Below are 20,425 nucleotides of genomic sequence, written 5' to 3'. Positions count from 1 at the left end.
TAACGCCAGCGCATTGCTCATGCCAAGAATCAACGAGTGAGACGGTGCGTTAATCCTTCTGATCGCGCAGTACATTGCCCGAGGCGCCGTCGATACGGAACTCGTAGACAATGCCGTCAGCCTTGCGCCCTTCGCCTTCCCAGTAGCCGTCATTGTCGGCGCCGATCTCATAGACTTCGACATAGCCAGCTTTGGTCTTGGCGACCTCGATGGCTTTTTCGATGGTGATCCAGCCTGCGCCCGGCTTGTCCGCCAGAGCGGCACCGGCACCGAGCAAACCAGCAGTGGCGATCAGGGCTGCGAATGTCTTTTTGATCATTTTTTCACTCCATTTATGGATAGTAGGCAGTTGCTTCCTGTTTTTTTGGGCGCCACAGGGAAAAATAAGTTCCACGTTGATGGGTAAATGCCATGACGGATGTTCTCGGCAGCCTGCCGGCGAGGTTAGAATGAGCGAAATCAGGACGAGTCAATGACCCAAGACACTCTCTCGGAAGCCGAATACGATGCGATCACCGATGCCGCCGCGCACTGGTGCATGCGTCTGCACGCCGCTGACTGCACGGACGAGGAGCGTCGCGCATTTGAGACCTGGCACGCTGCACATCCTTTGCATGCCTTCGAATACGAAGCCATGCAAGAGATCTGGGAAGTCGCCGGAGATCTGCCTCGAACCGAGCCCGAGGCACTCGCCGCGCAGCGCAAGCCTTCGCGTTCGTGGCGCAAGTTCGCGGTCATTGCTGGCGCCTGCGCCCTCGCCTTGCCACTCGCGGCCTACAGCGGCTGGAGTCTGGGCTGGGTGCCCGACAGTTATCAGCATTACGCCGCCACCGACAGTGTGCGTCAGATCACCCTGAGTGACGGCAGCCAGCTCGAACTCAACCTGCACACCGACCTGAGCTTCAGCAATTACAAACATGAACGTCGCGTCACCCTGAACAAGGGCGAGGCGTTTTTTAATGTCAGCCATGACGCGTCTCATCCGTTCGTGGTTCGCGCCGGCGACGGCAAGATCCGCGTGACCGGTACGCGGTTCAATGTGTGGATGTACGAAGATCAGGTGCGGGTCAATCTGATCGAAGGTTCGGTGCTGGTCAGCAGCAATCGCGACTTGCCTGGCGACGGTCTGCGCCTCAGTCCCTCGATGCAGGCGCGCTACCGGCATGGCGATTACGCGCCGCAAATCAGTCAGACCTACCCTGGCGATACTTCGCTGGCCTGGCGCAGCGGCCGATTGGTGCTCGACAACCTTGCGCTGCACGACGCCCTGCCGCTGATCAACCGTTACCTCGACAAGCCGTTGATGCTGGCCGACACCAATACCGGCGCGATCCGCGTGGGCGGCGTCTACAACATCAAAGAGATGAACCACCTCGCCAACAGCCTGCCGAAAGTGCTGCCGGTCTATTTGACGCGCAACAAGGAAGGCAACCCGGTAATCAATTCGATGCCGCAACGCCCGCCGAAAAGCTGAAGGCCGCGTCCCTTGCGGGAAGCGGCCTTCGTTTGTTTCGAGCTATGACTGTTTTACTGCGCTGCCATCTTCCCTTCCTGATCCTGTGCCTGTTGAATCGTCTGCACCTGATATTGCGGATCCGCCTGGATCTGCTGTTCGGTGAACGGCAGGACACTCCACTGTTTCTTCGAAAACGCTTCAGTCTGATCCCGCGAGTATTTCGACATCGGATCACTGGATAACGAGAACGCCAGCAGCCCTTGGGCGTGCGGGCCTTTTTCATCGAAGCTCACCACTTGCAGATAGCTGGTGCCGCTGACCACTTCAAGTTTGCCATCCTCACGGGCCACGCTTTGCATCGCGTTATAGATGCCCAGCGTCCCCGGCCCGCCATGAATCGGCGTTTGCTGCCCGCCGCTGCTGACCACCTGGATATCACCCCAGCGCGTGTCAGGTTTCAGGCCCATTTTTTCGACCCGCTCGACCGACGCCAGCATCGCTTCACGCAGTGCTTTGGCGACGGCGGGTTGTTCGACTGCCAGGCCGCGAGGAGTGTGTTGCGCATCTGCCGGATTGAATGCAACACGCCAGATATCCGCTGATTCAAGCAGCGCCTGCATGATGTTCTGAAAATGCACCAGACCGAGCCCGGAATCCAGATTTGCGCGGCCGTCCCAGGCTTTGAGGCTGGCGCACGCAGACTTGAGTGTCGCGGCATCGCTGCCCAGATCGGCGCCGCAGAACTTCCGCAGATCGGGCATGACCTGCGCGGCCAGATAGACCTGATCGTCCATGACCATGTGCTGCAGATCCTTGACTGCCAGCGGGCCTTTCTTGCTCAGTTCACCCAAACGATCAAGCGCGAATCGTGAGCGCAGGCCCAGCGGTTGTCCTTCCTGACTGATCAGCGGTGAATAGCCGGTGAGCGGTTGAGCCGGGTTGGCCAGCCATGCCGAATCATTGGAGTGCTGAACGAAATCCCTGCGCAGCAATTGCGGCAACTGGCTGGAGGCGAAGATGCCCTGCTGCGCGGCTTGCGGATCGACATCCCAGGCACAGCCGCTGTTGGAACCGTCCAGCACGATCATGCGCAGACCGAGGCGTGGGTCGCTGCACTTGGCCAGTTTTTCCGCGCTTACGTTCGGTACCACCGACAGGTTCATGTACAGCGTCTGGCCCTTGTCATCCACTGCCAGGGTGTTGACCCACGGAATGCCCTGGATCTTGTGCACCGCGTCTTGCAGATCCTTGAGATTGCTGGCCTGGTTCATCGCATACCACTGTTCGAGCACGCGATCGTTGTCGAGGTTGGCATCGCGCAAGCTGTAGGCATATTGCTTGTCCCAGTCGAGCTTGCCCGGCCATTGCACGATCGGGCCGAACTGCGAGCTGTAGATGTCGCGCGCAACCGCTACGACCTGCCCGTCAGCCTGCTTGACCTGCACGGTAACCGTCTGTTTGTTCAGCGGCAGCGACTTGCCATCGAGCAAATACCGAGTCGGATCCTTTGGATCAAGTTGCAGGCGATACAAGGTGAAGTGTTTCGACGAATCGACGGTGTGGGTCCAGGCCAGATGCTGGTTGAAACCGATGTTGATCATTGGCAGACCCGGCAATGCCGCGCCCATGACATCGAGCTTGCCGGGGATGGTCAGGTGCATCTGATAGAAGCGCATGCCCCCGACCCATGGGAAATGCGGGTTGGCCAACAACATGCCACGGCCATTGAACGAGCGCTCGCTGCCGACCGCCACAGCGTTGCTACCGCGATCCAGAGCAAAACGTTGCTGACGCGCGTCGGCCAACTGGAACGCCTCGGTGTCGTGCTTCACCTGCGCGGTCACTTGCGGCGGCGTCGCGCCAGCAAGGGCTTCGGCGAACTGCCCCACCCCACCTTCAACCAACAGGCGCCGCGTCAGTTTGACCAGATCCTCGGCGCTGATATCACGTACCCACTCGCCTTGGCATTGCTGCGGCAACCCTTGCTGACGGCGTTCAGCCAGATAGCGGTTGTAACCGGCGGCATAGCCTTCAACCAGATCATGCACCTGCGCCGGTTGTGCCTGCCAGAATGCTTTGACTGTTTCAGGAGTATTGAGCCAGGTGAAGAACACATCACTGACGCGGTTTTGCCGTTGTTCAACAGTGAACTGCTCCGGGCCGAAATATTGGGAGCGCTGACCATTGACCGTGACGATCTCGTTGGCCAGGAGGCACAAATTGTCCTGGGCGTAGGCGTAACCGATGCCGAAACCCAGACCGCGCTCGTTTTCAGCGCGAATGTGCGGCACGCCGAAACTGGTGCGGCGAATATCGGCGCTGGTTTGTGCAGCCGGGCTCAGTGCATGGGCTGACAGGCTCAGCCCGAACAAGGTGCTGGCGAGGGCCAGCCCGGTGAGTTGCCTGGAAATAATCACGCTTGCTCCTGATCGAAAGGTCGATTGCCCCTGCGTCCACGCGCAATGAGCCTGTCGAAGAAACGAAGCTGAAGGAAAAAATTTAGCGGGTAGCCCATTGGGGCAATGCCGTCATCACAAGGCTGAGACGAATTAGCGACGAAATTTCTACATCTTTTCTTTCATGATTTGTCGTGCTGAAACGTCTTGTTTAGAGAGCGCAACAAAACCTTTCCCGATCTGGCTCTGAAAAGGAGTAATCGCATGTACAACTCGCAACTACCAACGGACGGTAGCCAGACGCCACAGGGCGTTTCCATGAGTTCGCACTCTGGCAATTTCACCCAGCGCGGCGAGCGCCCGGGCAACGAGCGTATTCGCGTGCTGCTGAAGAGCTTCGGCCTGCGCACCAGCCTGATTCGCCTGAAAGTCATCGACGCGCTGCTCGTGGCGGCACAGAGCAATCGTCGCCTGGGCGTACGTGGCGTGCATAGCCAGTTGCTCGATCTGGACGTGCCGCTGTCGTTTCTCAGCGTGCGAGAAGTGCTTAAACGCTTGTGCGCCGAAGGCGTGATCACCTTCAACGCCGACAAGAGTTACAGCCTGCACCCGCAGGCTGCAGCGGTCCTCAACCACGAATGAGGCTCGCCTTCAGGGCTTGACCTTGCGGCGCATCACGCCGTTGATGATGACTACCACGACCGCCACGCCGATTGCCACGTACTGGAAAGTCTTCTCGGTGATCATGCCGGCATTCTGCAGCCAGGACAGGCCCAGCATGATCGCCAGTACCGACAGAGCGATCAGAATCGAATAAATCAAGCGTTGCTTCTGGGTCATTGCGGTTTCCTGAAACATTGAAATGTAGCCGGTTGCGCGCCGAGCGTTTCCCGGATGAGGGGGATGCGCCGGGGCAAACGGGTGCTCATGTTACCGCCCCTGAGGTTTTTTGGCTGCATGGGCACCCAACCCTGAGACATGCCCCGCCCTCCCTGATCCAGCGCAAACAATGCCCGCACTGACGCGGGCATCGTTGTTTGCGCCGCAATGGCAGCCAGGTAAACAGGTTTCACGCCGCGCCAATCCTTTAAACATGCCGTAAGTTTTTGAAATCTGCTGACGCAGCAAACGGCTAGGTCGGCTGTGCGCCTGCGCCTAGGCTCTGCGAACTTCCTACCACTCATAAAACAGGGATGTTCATGCAGAGAACACTTATCAATATCGGCCCCAGACAGGTTGCGGGTTTCTGTCTGGCGCTGACCGCTTTCGAACTGCTCACTTACATGGCCAGCGATGTGATCATGCCAGCGATGCTGGATGTCACCACCGACCTCGACGCGGACGTACGGCATGTTCCCCATGCCTTCAACCTGTATCTGTTGGGTGGCGTGTGCCTGCAATGGTTACTCGGCCCGTTGTCCGATCAATACGGCCGACGACCACTGTTGTTATCGGGCAGCGCGCTGTTCGGATTGTCGTGCGCGGCAGCTTTTTTCACCGACAGTATTGGAGCGTTCAACCTGTTGCGGCTGTTGCAAGGCATGGGTCTGGGGTTTGTCGTCGCAGTCAGCTATCCGGCGCTACAGGAGGTGTTCTGTGAAGCGGACGCCGTCAGGCTGATGGCGTTGCTCGGCAATGTTGCGTTGTTATCGCCGCTGCTCGGGCCGCTACTGGGGATCCTGTTGCTGGAATGGCTGAGCTGGCGGGAAATCTTTCTGCTGCTGGGATTCACGGCAGCGCTGGTCTGGCTCGGTCTGTTGCTGTGGATGCCGGAAACCGTAGGCGTCGAGCGCCGCGATGGTCATCGAACACCCCGTGTGCCCTTCTCCTGGCGTTGCACTTCACGGCGCTATGGCGCGTTGTTAGGCAACCCGCGTTTTCTCTGCGCCAGTCTGGCGCTGGGCCTGATGAGTCTGCCCCTGATCACATGGATAGGCCTGGCACCGTTGCTGCTGGTGCGGGTGCTGGAACTGCCGCCGCTGGAATATGGCCTGTGGCAGATTCCGGTTTTCTCAGCGGTGATTGCCGGCAATCTGATTCTCGACCGCTTGCTGCAGACTCATTCTCTGACGCAATTGATTCAACTGGCGCTCTGGCCGTTCTGTCTGGGCCTTCTGTTTCTGGCCGCGTGCGCATTGTTCGGCGCGGGGCTTGGTCCGGTGGTGGCGAGTTTATCGCTGTACGCCGTCGGGCTGGGCATGAGCAACGCCGCGGTGTATCGCCTGGCGCTGTTTGCCAGCGACGACAGCAAAGGTCTGGTGTCGGCGCTGACCGGCATGATTTCGATCGCCGTCATGGGCCTTGGCGGTTCGCTGATTGCGGCCATCGGTGGCGGCGGCCGTCTTGAATACTTCGCTCTCTGGGCCGCATTCGGCGGGCTGATGTGCCTGCCCATGGTTTACCGGCTCCTGCAAACCACCACAGCTGATGTGGCCTCGCCTCAGTAAGGAACTACTGATGACTCACCTACCCTATGCCGACGCGCTGTGCGCGTTGAAGCAACCCTATTGCGCGGATTCAGCCGCGCCCGGTCTGTTTGATCGGGCGATGACTGAAATCAGCCGCTTTCACTGCGACCACACCCCGGGTTACGCCCATTGGCTCAACGCCCATGGGCTGGCACCGCAAGACCTCGACAGTCTTGATGACTGGTCACGTCTGCCGCCGATCTTTGCCAGTTTCTTCAAGCAACACTTGCTGCTCAGCAGCACCGGCGCAGACGCCCTGGAACTGACCTCGTCGGGCACCAGCGGACAGAAAAGCCGGATGCGTTACGACGAACGCAGCCTGGCGCGGGCGCAGTTCATGGTTGCGCAGATCTTTCGCCATTACGGTTGGGATACTCCGGATACGCCGTGCAATTACCTGCTGCTGAGCTACGAACCCGAGGGTCACATTACCCTCGGCACTTCGTTTACCGACCAGTTTCTCTGTCGGTTTGCCCCGGTCAATCGCGTGGTTTACGCCTTGCGCAACACCGGTAGCGGCCATCAGTTCGACGTATTCGGTGTCATCGCCGCATTGCAGTCATTCGCTGAAGAAGGTTTGCCGGTACGGATTTTCGGCTTCCCGGCGTTTCTCTGGCAGACCCTGCAACGCATGCAGGCTACCGCTGTACAGGATGTGCAATTGCCCGCCGGTTCGCTGGCCTTTTTTGGCGGCGGCTGGAAAACCCTGGCTGCGCAGGAAATTCCTAAACAACAGTTTTATGCCCATATCCATCGGCAATTGGGCATCGAAACCGCCCGCTGCCGCGACGGTTACGGTGCTGTCGAACACGCCGTGCCTTACATCGAATGCGCCCGTCACCGCTTTCATGTGCCGGTGTATTCGCGAGTGCTGATTCGCGATCCGGCGGATTTTTCTCTGCTGCCCTATGGCCAACAAGGCCTGCTCGGTTTCGTCTCGCCTTACATCTCATCCAGCCCGGCGCATGCCGTGGTGATGAGCGACCTTGCCACGCTACACCCGGGCGCAAGTTGCGGCTGTGGATTGACCAGCGACTGGTTCGAACTGCACGGCCGCGCCGGCACCACGGCCGGCAGAAGCTGCGCGATGGCCGCCGCCGAATTACTGGGAAGTCACTGAAATGTATTTGATAAATGGACAACTGCACGACATTTACAGCCTCGACCAAGCGCTTCAAGACCTGCAACACGAGTTGCCCCAGCGTTTGGCGACGTCACTAGACAGCAGCACGGTCATCAAGGCGATAACCGTTTTTGCCCAGCTGCTGCGTGACTCGCGCATGGATCTGCCCCTCGACAGCGAACAACGGCAGGCCTTGATCGATTTCTGCCAACCTGAAACCTTGACGACCAAACGTCAGCGCGAACTTGGCGCCGAAGCCGATTCCCTGCGCCGTATCGATTATCGCCTGCCGCGCTTCGAAGCCTGGCGCCCGCTCGGGCTGGTGGTGCACATCACCCCGGCCAACGCGCCGCTGCTGGCCTTTTGCGCGGTGGTGGAAAGTCTGCTCGCCGGCAACGTCAACTGGTTGCGCCCCAGCCGCAGCGATCAAGGCCTGACGGCGCGACTGTTGCGGGCGTTGGTGAACTGCGATGCGAGCGGACAACTGGCCGGTCACGTGGCGGTGGTTCCAGCGAGCACCGAGCAGATCGACCAATTATGCAAATCTGCCAATGGCGTCGCGGCGTGGGGTGGCGAAGCGGCCTTGCAAGCCATTCGGCAACAGCTCGCGCCGGGTTGTCGCTGGATCGACTGGGGGCATCGCATCAGCTTCGTCTATCTCACTCCTGCATCAGCTACGCCAGAGGCGCTTGATGCCGTCGCCGACGAAGTTTGCCGACTGGATCAGCAGGCCTGCTCCAGCCCGCAATGGCTGTTGGTGGACAGCGACGACACGCAAGTCTTGCGCGATATCGGTGAACGCCTGGCGCAGGCCCTGCAACGACGCGCCGCACAGTGGCCGGCACTGGTGCCGACACGCCAGGAAGCTTCGCAAATTACCACGCACACGCAAATGGCCCGCCTCGGTCAGAGTTTCGCCGGTCACACCGGGCAAGTCTGGCACGGCCCAGGCTGGCGGGTGATCTGGACCCATGATCGGCAACTCGCACCTTCACCGCTGTTTCGCAGCGTATTGCTGCACCCGGTGCCGCAGGCGCTGCTGCCCGCCACTCTGCTGCCGTGGCGCAACGTCCTGCAAAGCTGTGCGCTGGTATGCGCACAATCGCAAATTGTCGAGCTTACCCATGCGTTGATCGCTGCCGGAGTCACGCGGATCGCACCGATCGGCAACATTCACGACGGGTACGAGGGCGAACCCCATGATGGCGTCTATGCGCTGCAACGTTTGAGTCGACGGGTATCGTTGAGTCTTGCAGCCACGCAACTGCCGAATCAGGCCAGTCTCGATCCAGCACCATCAGCGGCGACGCCGTGCGCTGCGATCATGGACAAAGAAGCCTTCGTTGCCCAGCCCATCAACGATCAGGCGCAGTTGTATTTCCGCTCTGGAGGCAGCAGCGGCACCCCTGCTCTGGCCGGCTACAGCTATCGCGACTTTGATCGGCAGATGCGCGCGACCGCTGATGGCCTGTTCGCTGCCGGTCTGGATCCAGCACAAGACCGAGTCATGAACCTGTTCTTCTGTGGCGGGCTGTACGGCGGCTTTCTCAGCTTCAGCAAAACGCTGGAACTGCTCGAGGTGACGCACCTGCCCATGGCCGCCCCTGCTGATGACGATTATCGGGAGATTGCCCAATTGATCATCGACCAACGGGTCAACGTGCTGGTCGGTATGCCCGGCACCCTGCATCGTCTGTTCCTCAATGAACAGGAGCGTCTGCGTGCTTATGCCGGAGTCGAAAAGGTCTTTCTCGGTGGCGAGCACCTGAGCGATCAGAACCGTGAATTGCTGCGCAGTTGTGGCGTCTCGACCATTCGCTCGGCGATTTACGGCAGCGTCGACGCCGGTCCGCTTGGGCATGCCTGCGAGGATTCGGCGGATGGGGTTTTCCATCTGATGAGCGAAATCCAGCAGTTGGAGATTGTCGCGTTCGATGAGGATGTGCCGGTGATCGACGATCAGGTGGGCCGGCTGGTGGTGACCTCGCTCGCCCGCGAGGGTGGCCAGCGCGTGCAGCGTTATGAGATTGGCGACAGCGGACGCTGGCTCCCGGGCGTCTGCGCCTGCGGGCTGACGTCGCCACGCTTCGAGCTGTTGCAACGCCACGGCAAGTTGTTGCGTATCGGCACTGACTTTATCTCCCTGAGCGAATTGGCGTCACGGCTGCAAGTGCCGTTTCAGTTGCATCTGGACCACAGCGCCGAGGGCGTCGAGCGCATGCAACTGCATTGCGAACTTACAGCCGCCACCGTTGAAACACGTCTCGCCGATTACCTGACCCTGACGACCATCATCGACAGCGGATTGCTGGTGCTGCAGATCGAGCAATGCTCGCCCGAACACTTCGCTCGAAACAAACACAGCGGCAAGACGCCGCTGGTCATTGACTCCCGCCGCTGACGCTTGCCGTGAGCTGGCTCATTCGAATCAAGAAGAACACACCGTGAAAACAACCGACTCGATTAGCGAATTAACGGGTTTCGCCCGAAAGCATTCGCCCTACTACAAGAACAGTCTCGCCAACATCCCCGAGGCGATAAGTTCACCGTGCGAACTGCCACTGCTTGATCCGGCAGACTTCTGGAAAGACAGCGCGGATCTCGCGCAATGGCCGGTCCTGACGGCCCCCATTGGGCACGCCCTGGTGTTCAAGACCGGTGGATCAACCGGCGGTGGCAGGCTGTCCGTGTATGCCCGCACGGAATGGCAGCGCACGGTGGAAGATTTCGGCCGCAGTCTGAGCGAGCAATTCAGCCCCGGGGACCGTGTCGCCAATCTGTTCTTCGCTGGCGACCTTTACGCCAGTTTTCTGTTTATTCATGACTCACTCGCCTATGTTCAAACAGCTGTCAGCGAGTTTCCGTTTACCGGCGAGGTTGATCCACCGAAGTTGGCCGATGCCATCAACCAGCATCGGATCAATGTACTGGCTGGCGTGCCCGCGCAATTACTGACCTTCGCCAGTTGGCTCAAACAACGCGGCCTTACGTTGCCCCTGGTTGATAGCGTGCTTTACGGCGGGGAGAGCCTGTTTGCCTCACAGCGCCAGCTCCTTGAGCAAGTGCTGCCCAACGCGCGCATTGCCTCGATCGGCTACGCCAGCGTCGACGGCGGATTTATTGGCGCCAGTCATCCTGACTGCGTCGAAGGAGAACATCGCACACCCGACGGTCACGTCCTGTTGGAGATTGTCGATCAGCACAGCGGCGCAACGATCGAGGCCTGCAATCAAACCGGTCTGCTCGTATTGACCAATCTGCATCGCCGCTTGATGCCGCTGATCCGCTATCCCGTCGGAGATCTTGCGTGCTGGCGCGAACCGCCGGGCACTGCACAACGCAAATTCGCCCTGAGGGGACGCAGCGGCAATAGCCAGCGGGTGCGGGTCGGCATTCTGTCGCTGATGACCGATGAAATCAGCGAAAGCGTACGGAGCATCACTGGCAGCGACGATTGGCAATTGCTGATCGAACAAGCCAAAAGCGCAGATGTGTTGACGTTGAAATACGCAGTCATCGAACGATCGGCGCTCATCGACGAGAAACTTGAGGCCCGCTTGATCGAACTGTACCCGCCGATCGCGCAACTGCGGGCTGAGCGGTTATTGGAGCTGCGCATCCAGAGTTGCCGGTTCGAGGATTTGGCGCGCCATCCTCGCGCAGGGAAAAGCCTGCGGATAGTCGACTTGCGCTGCTATGGCCCGGACGAGAGGGAGGTGCGTGATGGAGTCGTTGATTCTGCGCAATTACCGTGACACCGATGCCAAGGCCGTCAGCCAGCTGTTTCGCGAGGTCTACGGTGATCATTACGTGCAAACCGACGTTTACATGCCCTGCCTGATCAATCAGAACCACGCCGACAAACGCTGGCATTCACTGGTTGCAGTGGAGGGTGAGCGGATTCTTGGTCATGCCACTTTGTATCGGCAAAGCGAAAGCTCGCACGATGCCGAACTGGCCTTGAGCGTCGTACATCCCGATACCCGTGGAAAGAACATTGCCACGCGGCTGGGCGGACAACTGCTGACTCATGCGCAGGCGTTGGGTTGTCGTAGCGTCTCGATCAAACAGGTCACCCATCACCCTTACACCCAACGCATGGCTATCAGCCTGGGTTTTCACAACACTGGATTGTTGCCGGACTATGTCCGCTCACCCTTTGGTTGTAAAAAACCCGAGTCGATCGTGTTGGGTGTACGTACTATCGATGGCTATCAACGACCATTGCCAGAACAGGCATGGCCAGCCAGTTGCCGCCCCTTGATGGTGCGTCTGAGCGCTGTGTTCGGCGTCGGGGCTGATGCAGGACGCTGGCGCGGAGCTTCGGTTCAGGTCCAGCAGCACGGCAGCCGCCATGAAATGTGGCTGGAAAAACTCAATCCGGAACTGCTCGACCAGTTGCGATCACTGCCCGGGCATTGGCTGGTTTCGATTCGTCTACAGCTTTCGCGACAGTTTGCCGTGGATCTGCACAGCCTCAACGCCATCGGTTTTGCTTTCACCGGCCTGGCGCCTGCACAGGATAATCGAGGGGGATGGCTGGCGCTGTTTCATCGTGGCTACCGCACGCGCAGGCTGACATTGCATTGTCCGCACATGCAGCAGTTGCATGACCAGGCACAACGTCACATCACTCGGCAAGCCGTGCCGGCGGCGTAAACAGCATGAGCCCGCACACGGATGAGCGGGCATCATCAGCAGACGTTACGCCTTTGCCTTCAGGCCTTTGTCAGACGGAACTGGCGCATTGCCTTCGCCATAGGTCTTGAGATTCTGCAGGACGTAAATGGCTTTCTTGAATTCGGGAATCAGGCTTTTGCCGTAATAATTGCCATTGAGGCTGTTGGTCTGGATGGCATCGAGCTGAGTGGCGAAATATTCCAGCGCGTTGAACTTGGCCTCCGGGTCTTTCTGCACGCCGAAGCGGTCGAATTTGTCGCCGGCATTGAGCAAAGTGATCGAGGTGATCTCGGAAATAAGGCCGCGCCCGCGCAGGAACTCGCTGAGGTTGCCCAACTGCTTGACGGAAACGTTGGCCGGGTCGAAGCCCTTGATCTGCTTGCGCAAACCCTGCTTATCCATCTCCGCCACATTCAGCGCATTCGGATCGTTGCCGACCAGCGTCAGCATCTGCTGCACTTTGACGCTCTGCGAAACCTGCTTTTTCGCGCCGGTATCACGGACCATTACGCCTGCCTTGCTTTCCCAGGCGCCGGTATAGCCGATCGTCATGCGAGGATTCCTTGTGCGATGAGCATGAAATGTCCTTGTTCCAACCAATTGAATGGGCGCGAGTATCGGCCGATGCGCCTGATCGCACCAAGTCTTTTGTGCGCTTTTTTACAAATCTCGTACATTCGTGACACAAGCCTGCATCCCGTAAACATTGGTTCAGAGCCGTCATCTTGATGTAACAAACGTGGCAATCCGGGGATTTGTACCCATCCCGATACCAACCGGTCATCGCCCAGCGTTGTTTCGGCGCGCGAGCACCTAAAGCTTCGGCCCGCAACGACGATACGCTGTGATACCCGCCCTGTTTTATTCCTGCCCTCCAACAAAAAAGCCGCTCAAGGATCAGTTCCATGCCCGCACTGCGCACTATTCAGGCTCGCTACACGCTGTTTCTGATTCTGTTCATTCTGCTGTTGTCCGTGCTGACCGTGGTCGGCATCAGCCAACTGGTGGCACCGACCCTGCGCGATACCGAAGAGAAGGTCGTGCTCAACCGCATCGCCGAAGTCGCCGTGCAGATTCAGGGCGAACTGAACAAGGTCCAGGCGCAGCAACGCAGCATCACCCAGACCATCCCACTGCTCGACAGCGCCGCCATCGACGTGGTGCTGCCAGGGCTGGTGGATCAGTATGGCGAGCTGAAAGTCTTCGGCGGCGGCATCTGGCCGTTACCGGGCCAGCGTGAAGCCGGGCGCAACAAATTCAGCACTTTCTGGCACCGTGACGCCTCTGGCCAACTCAAGGTCAACACGTTCTGGAACAGCGATGCGGCGCCCAACTATTACGACCAGAGCTGGCACAAGGGCGGCATGGCCACTCCGCGCGGCCAGTGCGCGTGGGCCGCTGCCTATAAGGACGACGCCAGCGCCGAGCCGCGCACCAACTGCGCCATGGCGATCTACAAGAACGGCAGCGCCTGGGGCGTTTCGACCATCGACGTGACCCTGGGCTTCTTCAACGATTTGGTGGCGCGCAAGGAAAAGGACCTCAACGCCGAAATGCTCATCGTCGAGGCGGACGGCAAGATCATCAGCAACAGCTCGCGCATCAGCGGCCCGATCGTGTTGAAGAACATCAGCGAACTGACGGCCAGCTCGACCTTCGTCAATCAGATCAAGACCGGCCTGCAGAATCGCGATACAGCGCAACGCGTCGAGTTCGATAACAACGGTGAAGACGCTACATTCTTCATGCGCCCTATCGAGGGCACACCGTGGTTCCTCGCCACTGCCCTGCCGACCAAGATGCTCACTGCCCAGCGCGACGACGTGCTCCATAGCCTCAGCCTGATCCAGATTCCGCTGGTGATCCTGCTGGTGCTGTTGCAGGTTTACGCGATTCGTAAGCTGGTGCTGCGCATGAAAGCGCTGAAGGCCAACATTGACTCGCTGTCCAGCGGAGACGCCGATCTGACCCGCCGAATCACCATTCGCGCCGAAGACGAACTGGGCGCCATCGGTCACTCGGTCAACACCTTCATCGCCTATCTGCAGAACATGATCGGCGAAGTCACCCAGGCCACCGGCGCCATGGCTTCCAGCCTCGACAACCTGCAGCGCACCTCGGCACATACCGGCCAGATTCTGCTGCGTCACGCTTCGGAAACCGATCAGACCGTCACCGCCATCAACGAAATGAGCTCGACTGCTGAAAGCGTCGCGCAAAACGCCGCTGAAACCGCTGCATTCACCCAGCGTGCCAATGAGAACGCAGACCGCTCGCGCGTTGTGGTCGGGGAAGCGACCAACAGCGTGGTCGCGCTGATCGACGAAGTGGCCAGCGCTACACACAAAGTTGAAAACATGCAGCAGGACGCCCAGCGCATCACCGAAATCCTCGGCGTCATCGGCGCGATTGCCGGCCAGACCAACCTGCTCGCCCTCAACGCCGCGATTGAAGCGGCCCGGGCCGGTGAACAGGGTCGCGGCTTTGCGGTGGTGGCGGATGAAGTCCGCGCCCTCGCCGCCCGCACTCAGGCCAGTACCTCGGAAATCAACGAAATGTTGACCCGTCTGACTCAAGGCGTGAGTTCCTCGGTCAGCGCCATGGAAAACACCCAAGCCAGTTGCCAGTCCGCTGCTGACGCCACCGCCCGAGTCAACTCGGGGCTGGACGAAATGGCCGGTTCGGTCAGCCACATCAACAGCCTCAGCACGCAGATCGCCACCGCCGCCGAACAGCAAAGCGCAGTGACCGAAGAGATCAACCGCAGCATGGTGCAGATTCGCCACATGGTCGATGAACTGGTGCAGAGCGGCCAGGCCAGCGAGCTCAATACCCGCCAATTGCTCGAAGCCAACAGCCGCGTGAGCGCGATCATGGGGCGGTTCAAGGTCAGTTAAGCCAACCGCGACCACGGGGATTTTGGCCTTTAAGCCAATCCCCTGTGGGAGCGAGCCTGCTCGCGAAAGCGATTTTTCAGTCACTGTATCTGCGGCTGGTCAACCGCAATCGCGAGCAGGCTCACTCCTACACTGGTCCGGGTGTTTTGTAGCAACTGGAAACACTCAGTTGATGCCGGGATGGAAAAACCGGTCAAAATGCGCTCTTGCTGACCTTCACCGAGTCGAGAGCCCATTCCCATGCGAAGCCAACTGCGTCTGATCGCCCTGAGCACCCTGTTCATCTCCTCCCTGGCGCAAGCCGCCGAACTGATCCCGATCGAAGTGCACCGCGATGCCAATTGCGGCTGCTGCAAAAAGTGGATCAGCCATCTCGAAGCCAATGGCTTCAAAGTCGAAGATCACGTCGAAAGCGACATGAGCAGCTTTAAACAGCAGCACGGCGTACCACCGCGTCTGGCGTCCTGCCACACGGCGATCATCAATGGCAAATTCGTTGAAGGTCATGTGCCGGCCGATCAGGTGCTTGCGTTGAGCAAGCGCGACGATCTGCTGGGTGTGGCAGCGCCAGGCATGCCGATCGGCTCGCCGGGTATGGAAATGGACGGCATGAGCGATGCGTACCAAGTGATCGGTCTGAAGAAGGACGGCGCCGACGTGGTGGTGGCGGACTACCCGGCCCGTTGATGGGTGCGGCTTACTTCGGCCTGTTCTTTGCTGCGTTCGGTGCGGCGACATTGTTGCCATTGCAATCAGAGGCGCTGCTGGTCGGTTTGATCGTCAGCGAGCGTTACTGGCTGTGGGGTTTGCTCGCAGTGGCGACGCTGGGCAACGTACTCGGCTCGCTGGTCAACTGGTGGCTGGGCCGTGGCATCGAGCGGTTTCAGGATCGACGCTGGTTTCCGGTCAGCCATGGGCATATGGCCAAGGCACGCAAGCACTATGAGCGCTATGGGCATTGGTCGCTGCTGCTCAGTTGGCTGCCGGTGATCGGCGATCCGCTGACCTTGATAGCAGGCGTCATGCGCGAACCGCTCGGGCGCTTTCTGTTGATCGTGACGCTGGCCAAAGGCGCGCGCTATGGCGTGCTGGCCTTGCTGACACTTGGCTGGCTAGGTTGAACCAACCCTCAGTGTGATTGCCTTTGTTTAACGTCGGCGTAATCCCGACCTTCCAGAGTCGGCCAATTTTCAAGGAGTTTGTGCTTATGTCCGTCACGCTTTCCCGCTGGCTGCCCGGCCTCGTCCTCAGCGCTGCCCTGCCATTAATGGCGCACGCGGCCACTGAAACCGCCCCCGCCGAAGGGCCTGCCTATGGCCCGGAGTTGCAAGGTTTCCAATACCCCTACACGCTTAAACATTTCGCCTTCGAATCCCAAGGCCAGAAGCTGCAAATGGGCTACATGGACGTCGCCGCCAATGGCAAGGCCAACGGCCGCACCGTGGTGCTGATGCACGGCAAGAATTTCTGCGCAGCGACCTGGGACAGTTCGATCAAAGCCCTGAGCGACGCCGGCTACCGCGTGATTGCGCCGGATCAGATCGGTTTCTGTACATCCAGCAAACCTGAGCATTATCAGTACAGCTTCCAGCAACTGGCCACCAACACCCAGCAATTGCTCAAGGCTTTGGGCATTCAGAAAGCCACTGTGCTCGGCCACTCCACCGGCGGCATGCTCGCCACCCGTTATGCGCTGCTGTTCCCTGAGCAGGTTGATCAACTGGCAATGGTCAACCCGATCGGTCTGGAAGACTGGAAAGCCCTCGGCGTTCCGTATCGCACCGTCGATCAGTGGTATCAGCGTGAATTGAAGGTCACGGCCAAGGGCATTCGCGATTATGAGCGCACCACCTATTACGACGGCCGCTGGAAGCCGGAATTCGATCGTTGGGTCGACATGCTCGCCGGCCTGAGCAACGGTCCGGGCAAGACCCAGGTCGCGTGGAACTCGGCGCTGATCTACGACATGATCTTCACCCAGCCGGTGTACTACGAGTTCAAGGATCTGAAGATGCCGACCCTGTTGCTGATCGGCACCTCCGACACCACCGCCATCGGCAAAGACCTCGCGCCGCCGGAAGTGAAAGCCAAAATCGGTCATTACGAGGTGCTTGGCAAACAGGTCGCCAAGCTGATTCCGCAGTCGACGCTGATTGAATTCCCGGGCATGGGTCATGCGCCGCAAATGGAAGAACCGGAGAAATTCCATCAGGCGCTGCTCGGCTGGCTGGGCAAGACTCCTTCCGTTCCTTGATGAGGCAAGCCGATGACGGTGCAGATTGCAGTGATCGATGACTGGCAAGACGTGGCCCGCGACGTGGTCGACTGGTCCGTGCTGGAGAGCATCGGTGAAGTGACCTTTGTGCATGATTACCCGGCCGACAACGCCACACTGGCCGAGCGCCTTGGCAAGTACGAGGTGATCTGCGTCATGCGCGAACGCACGCGCTTCGACGCCGATTTGCTCGGGCGCTTGCCCAATCTGAAGTTGCTGGCCACCGGCGGCATGCGCAATGCCGCGCTGGACATACCGGCCGCAGCAGCTCTGGGCATCAAGGTCTGCGGCACCGATAGCTACAAACACGCCGCGCCGGAACTCACCTGGGCGCTGATCATGGCGGCCACCCGTGATCTGGTGAAGGAAGCCAATGCGCTGCGGGCCGGCCAGTGGCAGCAGGGCCTCGGCGGCGATCTGCACGGCAAGACGCTGGGTATTCTCGGTTTGGGCAGCATCGGCCAGCGGGTCGCGCAGTTCGCTCAGGTGTTCGGCATGCGGGTGATCGCCTGGAGCGAAAACCTCACCGCCGAACGCGCTGAACAGGCCGGCGTGACGTACGTCAGCAAGCAACAACTGTTCGAGCAGGCCGACGTGCTGTCGGTGCATCTGGTGCTCAGCGAACGCAGTCGCGGTCTGGTTGATGCCCAGGCGCTGGACTGGATGAAACCGAGCGCGCTTTTGGTCAACACTGCTCGCGGGCCGATCGTCGATGAAACCGCGTTGATCAAGGCGCTACAGAAACGGCGCATTGCCGGAGCAGCGCTGGACGTATTCGAGCAAGAGCCGTTGCCGGCCCTGCACCCGTTTCGCACGCTGGACAATGTCCTCGCCACGCCGCATGTGGGCTATGTCAGTCGGCAGAATTACGAGCAGTTCTTCCGGCAGATGATCGAGGATATTCAGGGTTGGGCAGCTGGGGAGCCGGTGCGTCTGTTGAACTGAGTCCATTACTTTAAAGTTGAGTTGCTTCAACCGCCCTCTTCGCGAGCAGGCTCGCTCCCACAGGTTGTACGCGGTCCAATGTGGGAGCGAGCCTGCTCGCGAAGAGGTCATCTCAGATACCACTCTGCAATACGCTCGCACCACAACGGTGCAACTCGCCCATCCCCTAGCACAAAACCGTGACTGCCCAGTCACTGTTTTGGCCCACTCCGCCCGAAAAACATGCCCTTCGTCGGAGCGTTTTCCCTCCTGAACCCTCGCTTACATCCCGACACAACCGATTGTCGAACAATTTACCCATTTGCCCCGACCCGCTCTAGGATCTGGCCTAGACTCATTTTTCAGTGGCCAAACCACTCGGTCATACCGACGAAAAAAAGTCGAAACTTTTGCTTCACGCCACAGGTCATCAGAACAACTGGGCGAAAGCGACTGGTGTAATCCTTGCAACGGCCTCACCACCCATTCTGCTTGCGCGTGTTGGGTCAGCATTTGCTCACCGATGCGTGGCGCCTTTGCGCCCGGCCACAGGACTTGGCCACGAAACAGCTTGTTCGAGACAAGAATCAGATCACACACGGGAGATACATATGATCAGTGCGGCATTGGATATTCAGGGAGAGCGTGCTCACCAGTCGCTTGGAGAATCGAGCACCATCAGTGTTCCCGGCAGCCGACAGATCAACGTACCCGGCACCAAGACGCTTGCTCCGGTAGCAAGCCAGAATCCCAACAAGAAAAAAGTGTTGTTCGTGACCTCTGAGATCGCCGATCTGGTCAAGACCGGTGGCCTCGGTGATGTCTCCGCCGCCCTGCCCCGGGCGATGGCCCACCTGCATGACGTGCGGGTGTTGATTCCCGGGTATCCGCAAGTGGTGCACAGCGAAAACCCGATTCACATCATCGGCGAGCTGGGTGGCCACGCCGCGCTGCCACCTTGCAAGATCGGTCGTATGGACATGCCCGATGGTCTGGTGATCTACGTGTTGATCTGCCCTGAACTCTACGAGCGTGAGGGTGGCCCTTACGGCGCCAACAACGGTCGCGACTGGCCGGACAACCATATCCGCTTCGCCCGTCTCGGCCTGGCTGCTGCCGACATCGCCGCCAACCTTGCGCAAATCCACTGGCGCCCGGATCTGGTGCACGCCCATGACTGGCCGGCTGGCCTCGCGCCCGCTTACATGCACTGGCGTGGGCAGCGCACGCCAACGCTGTTCACCATTCACAACCTTGCCTACCAGGGCGTGACCAGCCTCGGTTCCTGCCCGGAGCTGGGGATTCCCACCCATGCCCTGCAACAGGAAGGCATGGAGTTCTACGGCAAGATGTCGTTCCTCAAGGCCGGCATGGCCTATTCGAGCCACATCACCACCGTCAGCGCGACGTATGCGCAAGAAATCACCACCCCGGACTTCGGCTGCGGCCTCGACGGTTTCCTTGCCGCCAAGACCCAGCAAGGCCTGCTCAGCGGCATTCCGAACGGCATCGACGAGAGCTGGGATTCGGCGACCGACCCGCACCTGTTTGCCCCGTTCGCCATCGGCGACTGGGAAGGCAAAGCGGTCAATGCCGCCCATGTCCGTGAGCTGTTCGGCTTGAATGACTCCACCGGTCCGCTGTTCGCCGTGGTTTCGCGCCTGGTCTATCAGAAAGGTCTGGACCTCACCGAAGCGGTGTCCGAGTTCATCGTGCAGAACGGTGGTCAAATCGCGATCATCGGTCGCGGCGAGCCGGAAGAAGAGCAAGCCATGCGTGAACTGGCCCTGCGCTTTCCTGGCCAGATCGGCGTGCGGATCGGTTTCAACGAAACCGATGCCCGACGCATGTTCGCCGGCAGCGATTTCCTGTTGATGCCGTCGCGCTACGAGCCTTGCGGCCTGAGCCAGATGTACGCCCAGCGTTTCGGCTCGCTGCCGGTCGCGCGCAACACCGGCGGCCTGGCCGACACCATTGAAAACGGCGTCACCGGTTTCCTCTTCGATGAGTCCACCGTTGATAGCTACAAGGAAGCCCTGAGCCGCGCGTTCAAGGTTTTCGCCTTTCCGGAACTGCTCAACGCCATGCGCTGCCGTGCCATGGCTGCACCGTTCAACTGGAGCAAAGCGGTTGAACCGTACGCCGAACTTTACGAACAACTGGTCGCCAAGGCGTTGGGTAAAGCCAGCCACAAATAACCAGGGAG

General features: G+C 59.6%; 16 protein-coding genes and 2 pseudogenes. 14 read left to right on the top strand and 4 right to left on the bottom strand.

The window, feature by feature from the left end:
- Positions 1–49 precede the first annotated feature (49 nt).
- Positions 50–319 (bottom strand): PepSY domain-containing protein, encoded by a 270-nt coding sequence (locus AB4O45_RS26615; protein ID WP_252869499.1) that lies wholly within the window; start codon positions 317–319, stop codon positions 50–52.
- 153 nt (positions 320–472) lie between these two features.
- Here AB4O45_RS26615 and AB4O45_RS26610 point away from each other — a divergent pair, with 153 nt between their 5' ends.
- Positions 473–1,474 (top strand): FecR family protein, encoded by a 1,002-nt coding sequence (locus AB4O45_RS26610; RefSeq protein WP_236168862.1) that lies wholly within the window; start codon positions 473–475, stop codon positions 1,472–1,474.
- 53 nt (positions 1,475–1,527) lie between these two features.
- On the opposite strand, the gene pvdQ is transcribed toward AB4O45_RS26610, so the two are convergent.
- Positions 1,528–3,873, bottom strand: a complete 2,346-nt coding sequence (gene pvdQ / locus AB4O45_RS26605; protein ID WP_460160870.1) for a bifunctional acylase PvdQ — start codon at positions 3,871–3,873, stop codon at positions 1,528–1,530.
- A 243-nt stretch (positions 3,874–4,116) separates the two neighbouring features.
- On the opposite strand from pvdQ, the gene AB4O45_RS26600 reads away from it, so the two are divergent.
- Complete coding sequence (locus AB4O45_RS26600) at positions 4,117–4,494, top strand: fe2+ zn2+ uptake regulation protein (RefSeq protein ID WP_041480968.1); 378 nt, start codon at positions 4,117–4,119, stop codon at positions 4,492–4,494.
- Positions 4,495–4,503: 9 nt separating this feature from the next.
- On the opposite strand, the gene AB4O45_RS26595 is transcribed toward AB4O45_RS26600, so the two are convergent.
- On the bottom strand, positions 4,504–4,692 hold the full coding sequence (locus AB4O45_RS26595) for a hypothetical protein (protein ID WP_041480969.1): 189 nt from the start codon (positions 4,690–4,692) through the stop codon (positions 4,504–4,506).
- Between the two features lie 359 nt (positions 4,693–5,051).
- Here AB4O45_RS26595 and AB4O45_RS26590 point away from each other — a divergent pair, with 359 nt between their 5' ends.
- Genes AB4O45_RS26590 through AB4O45_RS26570 form a run of 5 tightly spaced genes read left to right on the top strand, consistent with a single transcriptional unit; the run spans position 5,052 to position 12,102 of the window.
- Entirely contained in the window at positions 5,052–6,299 is a 1,248-nt protein-coding gene (locus AB4O45_RS26590) for an MFS transporter (protein ID WP_315435037.1), read from the top strand.
- Between the two features lie 10 nt (positions 6,300–6,309).
- A complete protein-coding gene (locus AB4O45_RS26585) occupies positions 6,310–7,440 on the top strand; it encodes a LuxE/PaaK family acyltransferase (RefSeq protein WP_460160869.1) in 1,131 nt (376 codons plus the stop codon).
- A 1-nt stretch (position 7,441) separates the two neighbouring features.
- Positions 7,442–9,844 (top strand): aldehyde dehydrogenase family protein, encoded by a 2,403-nt coding sequence (locus tag AB4O45_RS26580; RefSeq protein ID WP_460160868.1) that lies wholly within the window; start codon positions 7,442–7,444, stop codon positions 9,842–9,844.
- 43 nt (positions 9,845–9,887) lie between these two features.
- Positions 9,888–11,198, top strand: coding sequence for a phenylacetate--CoA ligase family protein (locus AB4O45_RS26575; RefSeq protein ID WP_460160867.1), 1,311 nt, complete (start codon positions 9,888–9,890; stop codon positions 11,196–11,198).
- Complete coding sequence (locus AB4O45_RS26570) at positions 11,167–12,102, top strand: GNAT family N-acetyltransferase (RefSeq protein ID WP_460160866.1); 936 nt, start codon at positions 11,167–11,169, stop codon at positions 12,100–12,102. The genes AB4O45_RS26575 and AB4O45_RS26570 overlap by 32 nt, the downstream gene beginning before the upstream one ends.
- A gap of 45 nt (positions 12,103–12,147) precedes the next feature.
- Here AB4O45_RS26570 and AB4O45_RS26565 read toward each other — a convergent pair whose 3' ends face one another.
- Entirely contained in the window at positions 12,148–12,675 is a 528-nt protein-coding gene (locus AB4O45_RS26565) for a hypothetical protein (protein ID WP_310215854.1), read from the bottom strand.
- 353 nt (positions 12,676–13,028) lie between these two features.
- On the opposite strand from AB4O45_RS26565, the pseudogene AB4O45_RS26560 reads away from it, so the two are divergent.
- The 7 genes and pseudogenes from AB4O45_RS26560 to glgA all read left to right on the top strand — a co-directional run.
- Positions 13,029–14,111 (top strand): annotated as a pseudogene (locus tag AB4O45_RS26560) (cache domain-containing protein); the annotation flags it as partial.
- Between the two features lie 390 nt (positions 14,112–14,501).
- Positions 14,502–15,020: pseudogene (locus tag AB4O45_RS26555) on the top strand (methyl-accepting chemotaxis protein); the annotation flags it as partial.
- A gap of 240 nt (positions 15,021–15,260) precedes the next feature.
- Positions 15,261–15,707, top strand: a complete 447-nt coding sequence (locus AB4O45_RS26550) for a DUF411 domain-containing protein (RefSeq protein WP_252878133.1) — start codon at positions 15,261–15,263, stop codon at positions 15,705–15,707.
- Positions 15,707–16,141 (top strand): YqaA family protein, encoded by a 435-nt coding sequence (locus tag AB4O45_RS26545; protein ID WP_056785840.1) that lies wholly within the window; start codon positions 15,707–15,709, stop codon positions 16,139–16,141. The genes AB4O45_RS26550 and AB4O45_RS26545 overlap by 1 nt, the downstream gene beginning before the upstream one ends.
- A gap of 86 nt (positions 16,142–16,227) precedes the next feature.
- Complete coding sequence (locus AB4O45_RS26540) at positions 16,228–17,274, top strand: alpha/beta fold hydrolase (protein WP_252883778.1); 1,047 nt, start codon at positions 16,228–16,230, stop codon at positions 17,272–17,274.
- A 12-nt stretch (positions 17,275–17,286) separates the two neighbouring features.
- Entirely contained in the window at positions 17,287–18,240 is a 954-nt protein-coding gene (locus tag AB4O45_RS26535; RefSeq protein WP_460160865.1) for a D-2-hydroxyacid dehydrogenase family protein, read from the top strand.
- 590 nt (positions 18,241–18,830) lie between these two features.
- A complete protein-coding gene (gene glgA, locus AB4O45_RS26530; RefSeq protein WP_016774645.1) occupies positions 18,831–20,417 on the top strand; it encodes a glycogen synthase GlgA in 1,587 nt (528 codons plus the stop codon).
- The last annotated feature ends 8 nt before the right edge of the window (positions 20,418–20,425 follow it).

The sequence above is a fragment of the Pseudomonas sp. S2_B10 genome (genome assembly GCF_054668425.1).
Note: the sequence above shows the minus strand (reverse complement) of the source record. Positions and strands in the feature narration are given on the sequence as shown.

Coding starts and splice junctions, on each gene's coding strand:
- AB4O45_RS26545 (WP_056785840.1), top strand. CDS start 15,707: ATGGGTGCGGCTTACTTCGGCCTGTTCTTTGCTGCGTTCGGTGCGGCG.
- glgA (WP_016774645.1), top strand. CDS start 18,831: ATGATCAGTGCGGCATTGGATATTCAGGGAGAGCGTGCTCACCAGTCG.
- AB4O45_RS26570 (WP_460160866.1), top strand. CDS start 11,167: ATGGAGTCGTTGATTCTGCGCAATTACCGTGACACCGATGCCAAGGCC.
- AB4O45_RS26600 (WP_041480968.1), top strand. CDS start 4,117: ATGTACAACTCGCAACTACCAACGGACGGTAGCCAGACGCCACAGGGC.
- AB4O45_RS26540 (WP_252883778.1), top strand. CDS start 16,228: ATGTCCGTCACGCTTTCCCGCTGGCTGCCCGGCCTCGTCCTCAGCGCT.
- AB4O45_RS26535 (WP_460160865.1), top strand. CDS start 17,287: ATGACGGTGCAGATTGCAGTGATCGATGACTGGCAAGACGTGGCCCGC.
- AB4O45_RS26550 (WP_252878133.1), top strand. CDS start 15,261: ATGCGAAGCCAACTGCGTCTGATCGCCCTGAGCACCCTGTTCATCTCC.
- AB4O45_RS26580 (WP_460160868.1), top strand. CDS start 7,442: ATGTATTTGATAAATGGACAACTGCACGACATTTACAGCCTCGACCAA.
- AB4O45_RS26565 (WP_310215854.1), bottom strand. CDS start 12,675: ATGACGATCGGCTATACCGGCGCCTGGGAAAGCAAGGCAGGCGTAATG.
- AB4O45_RS26590 (WP_315435037.1), top strand. CDS start 5,052: ATGCAGAGAACACTTATCAATATCGGCCCCAGACAGGTTGCGGGTTTC.
- AB4O45_RS26615 (WP_252869499.1), bottom strand. CDS start 319: ATGATCAAAAAGACATTCGCAGCCCTGATCGCCACTGCTGGTTTGCTC.
- AB4O45_RS26610 (WP_236168862.1), top strand. CDS start 473: ATGACCCAAGACACTCTCTCGGAAGCCGAATACGATGCGATCACCGAT.
- AB4O45_RS26585 (WP_460160869.1), top strand. CDS start 6,310: ATGACTCACCTACCCTATGCCGACGCGCTGTGCGCGTTGAAGCAACCC.
- AB4O45_RS26595 (WP_041480969.1), bottom strand. CDS start 4,692: ATGACCCAGAAGCAACGCTTGATTTATTCGATTCTGATCGCTCTGTCG.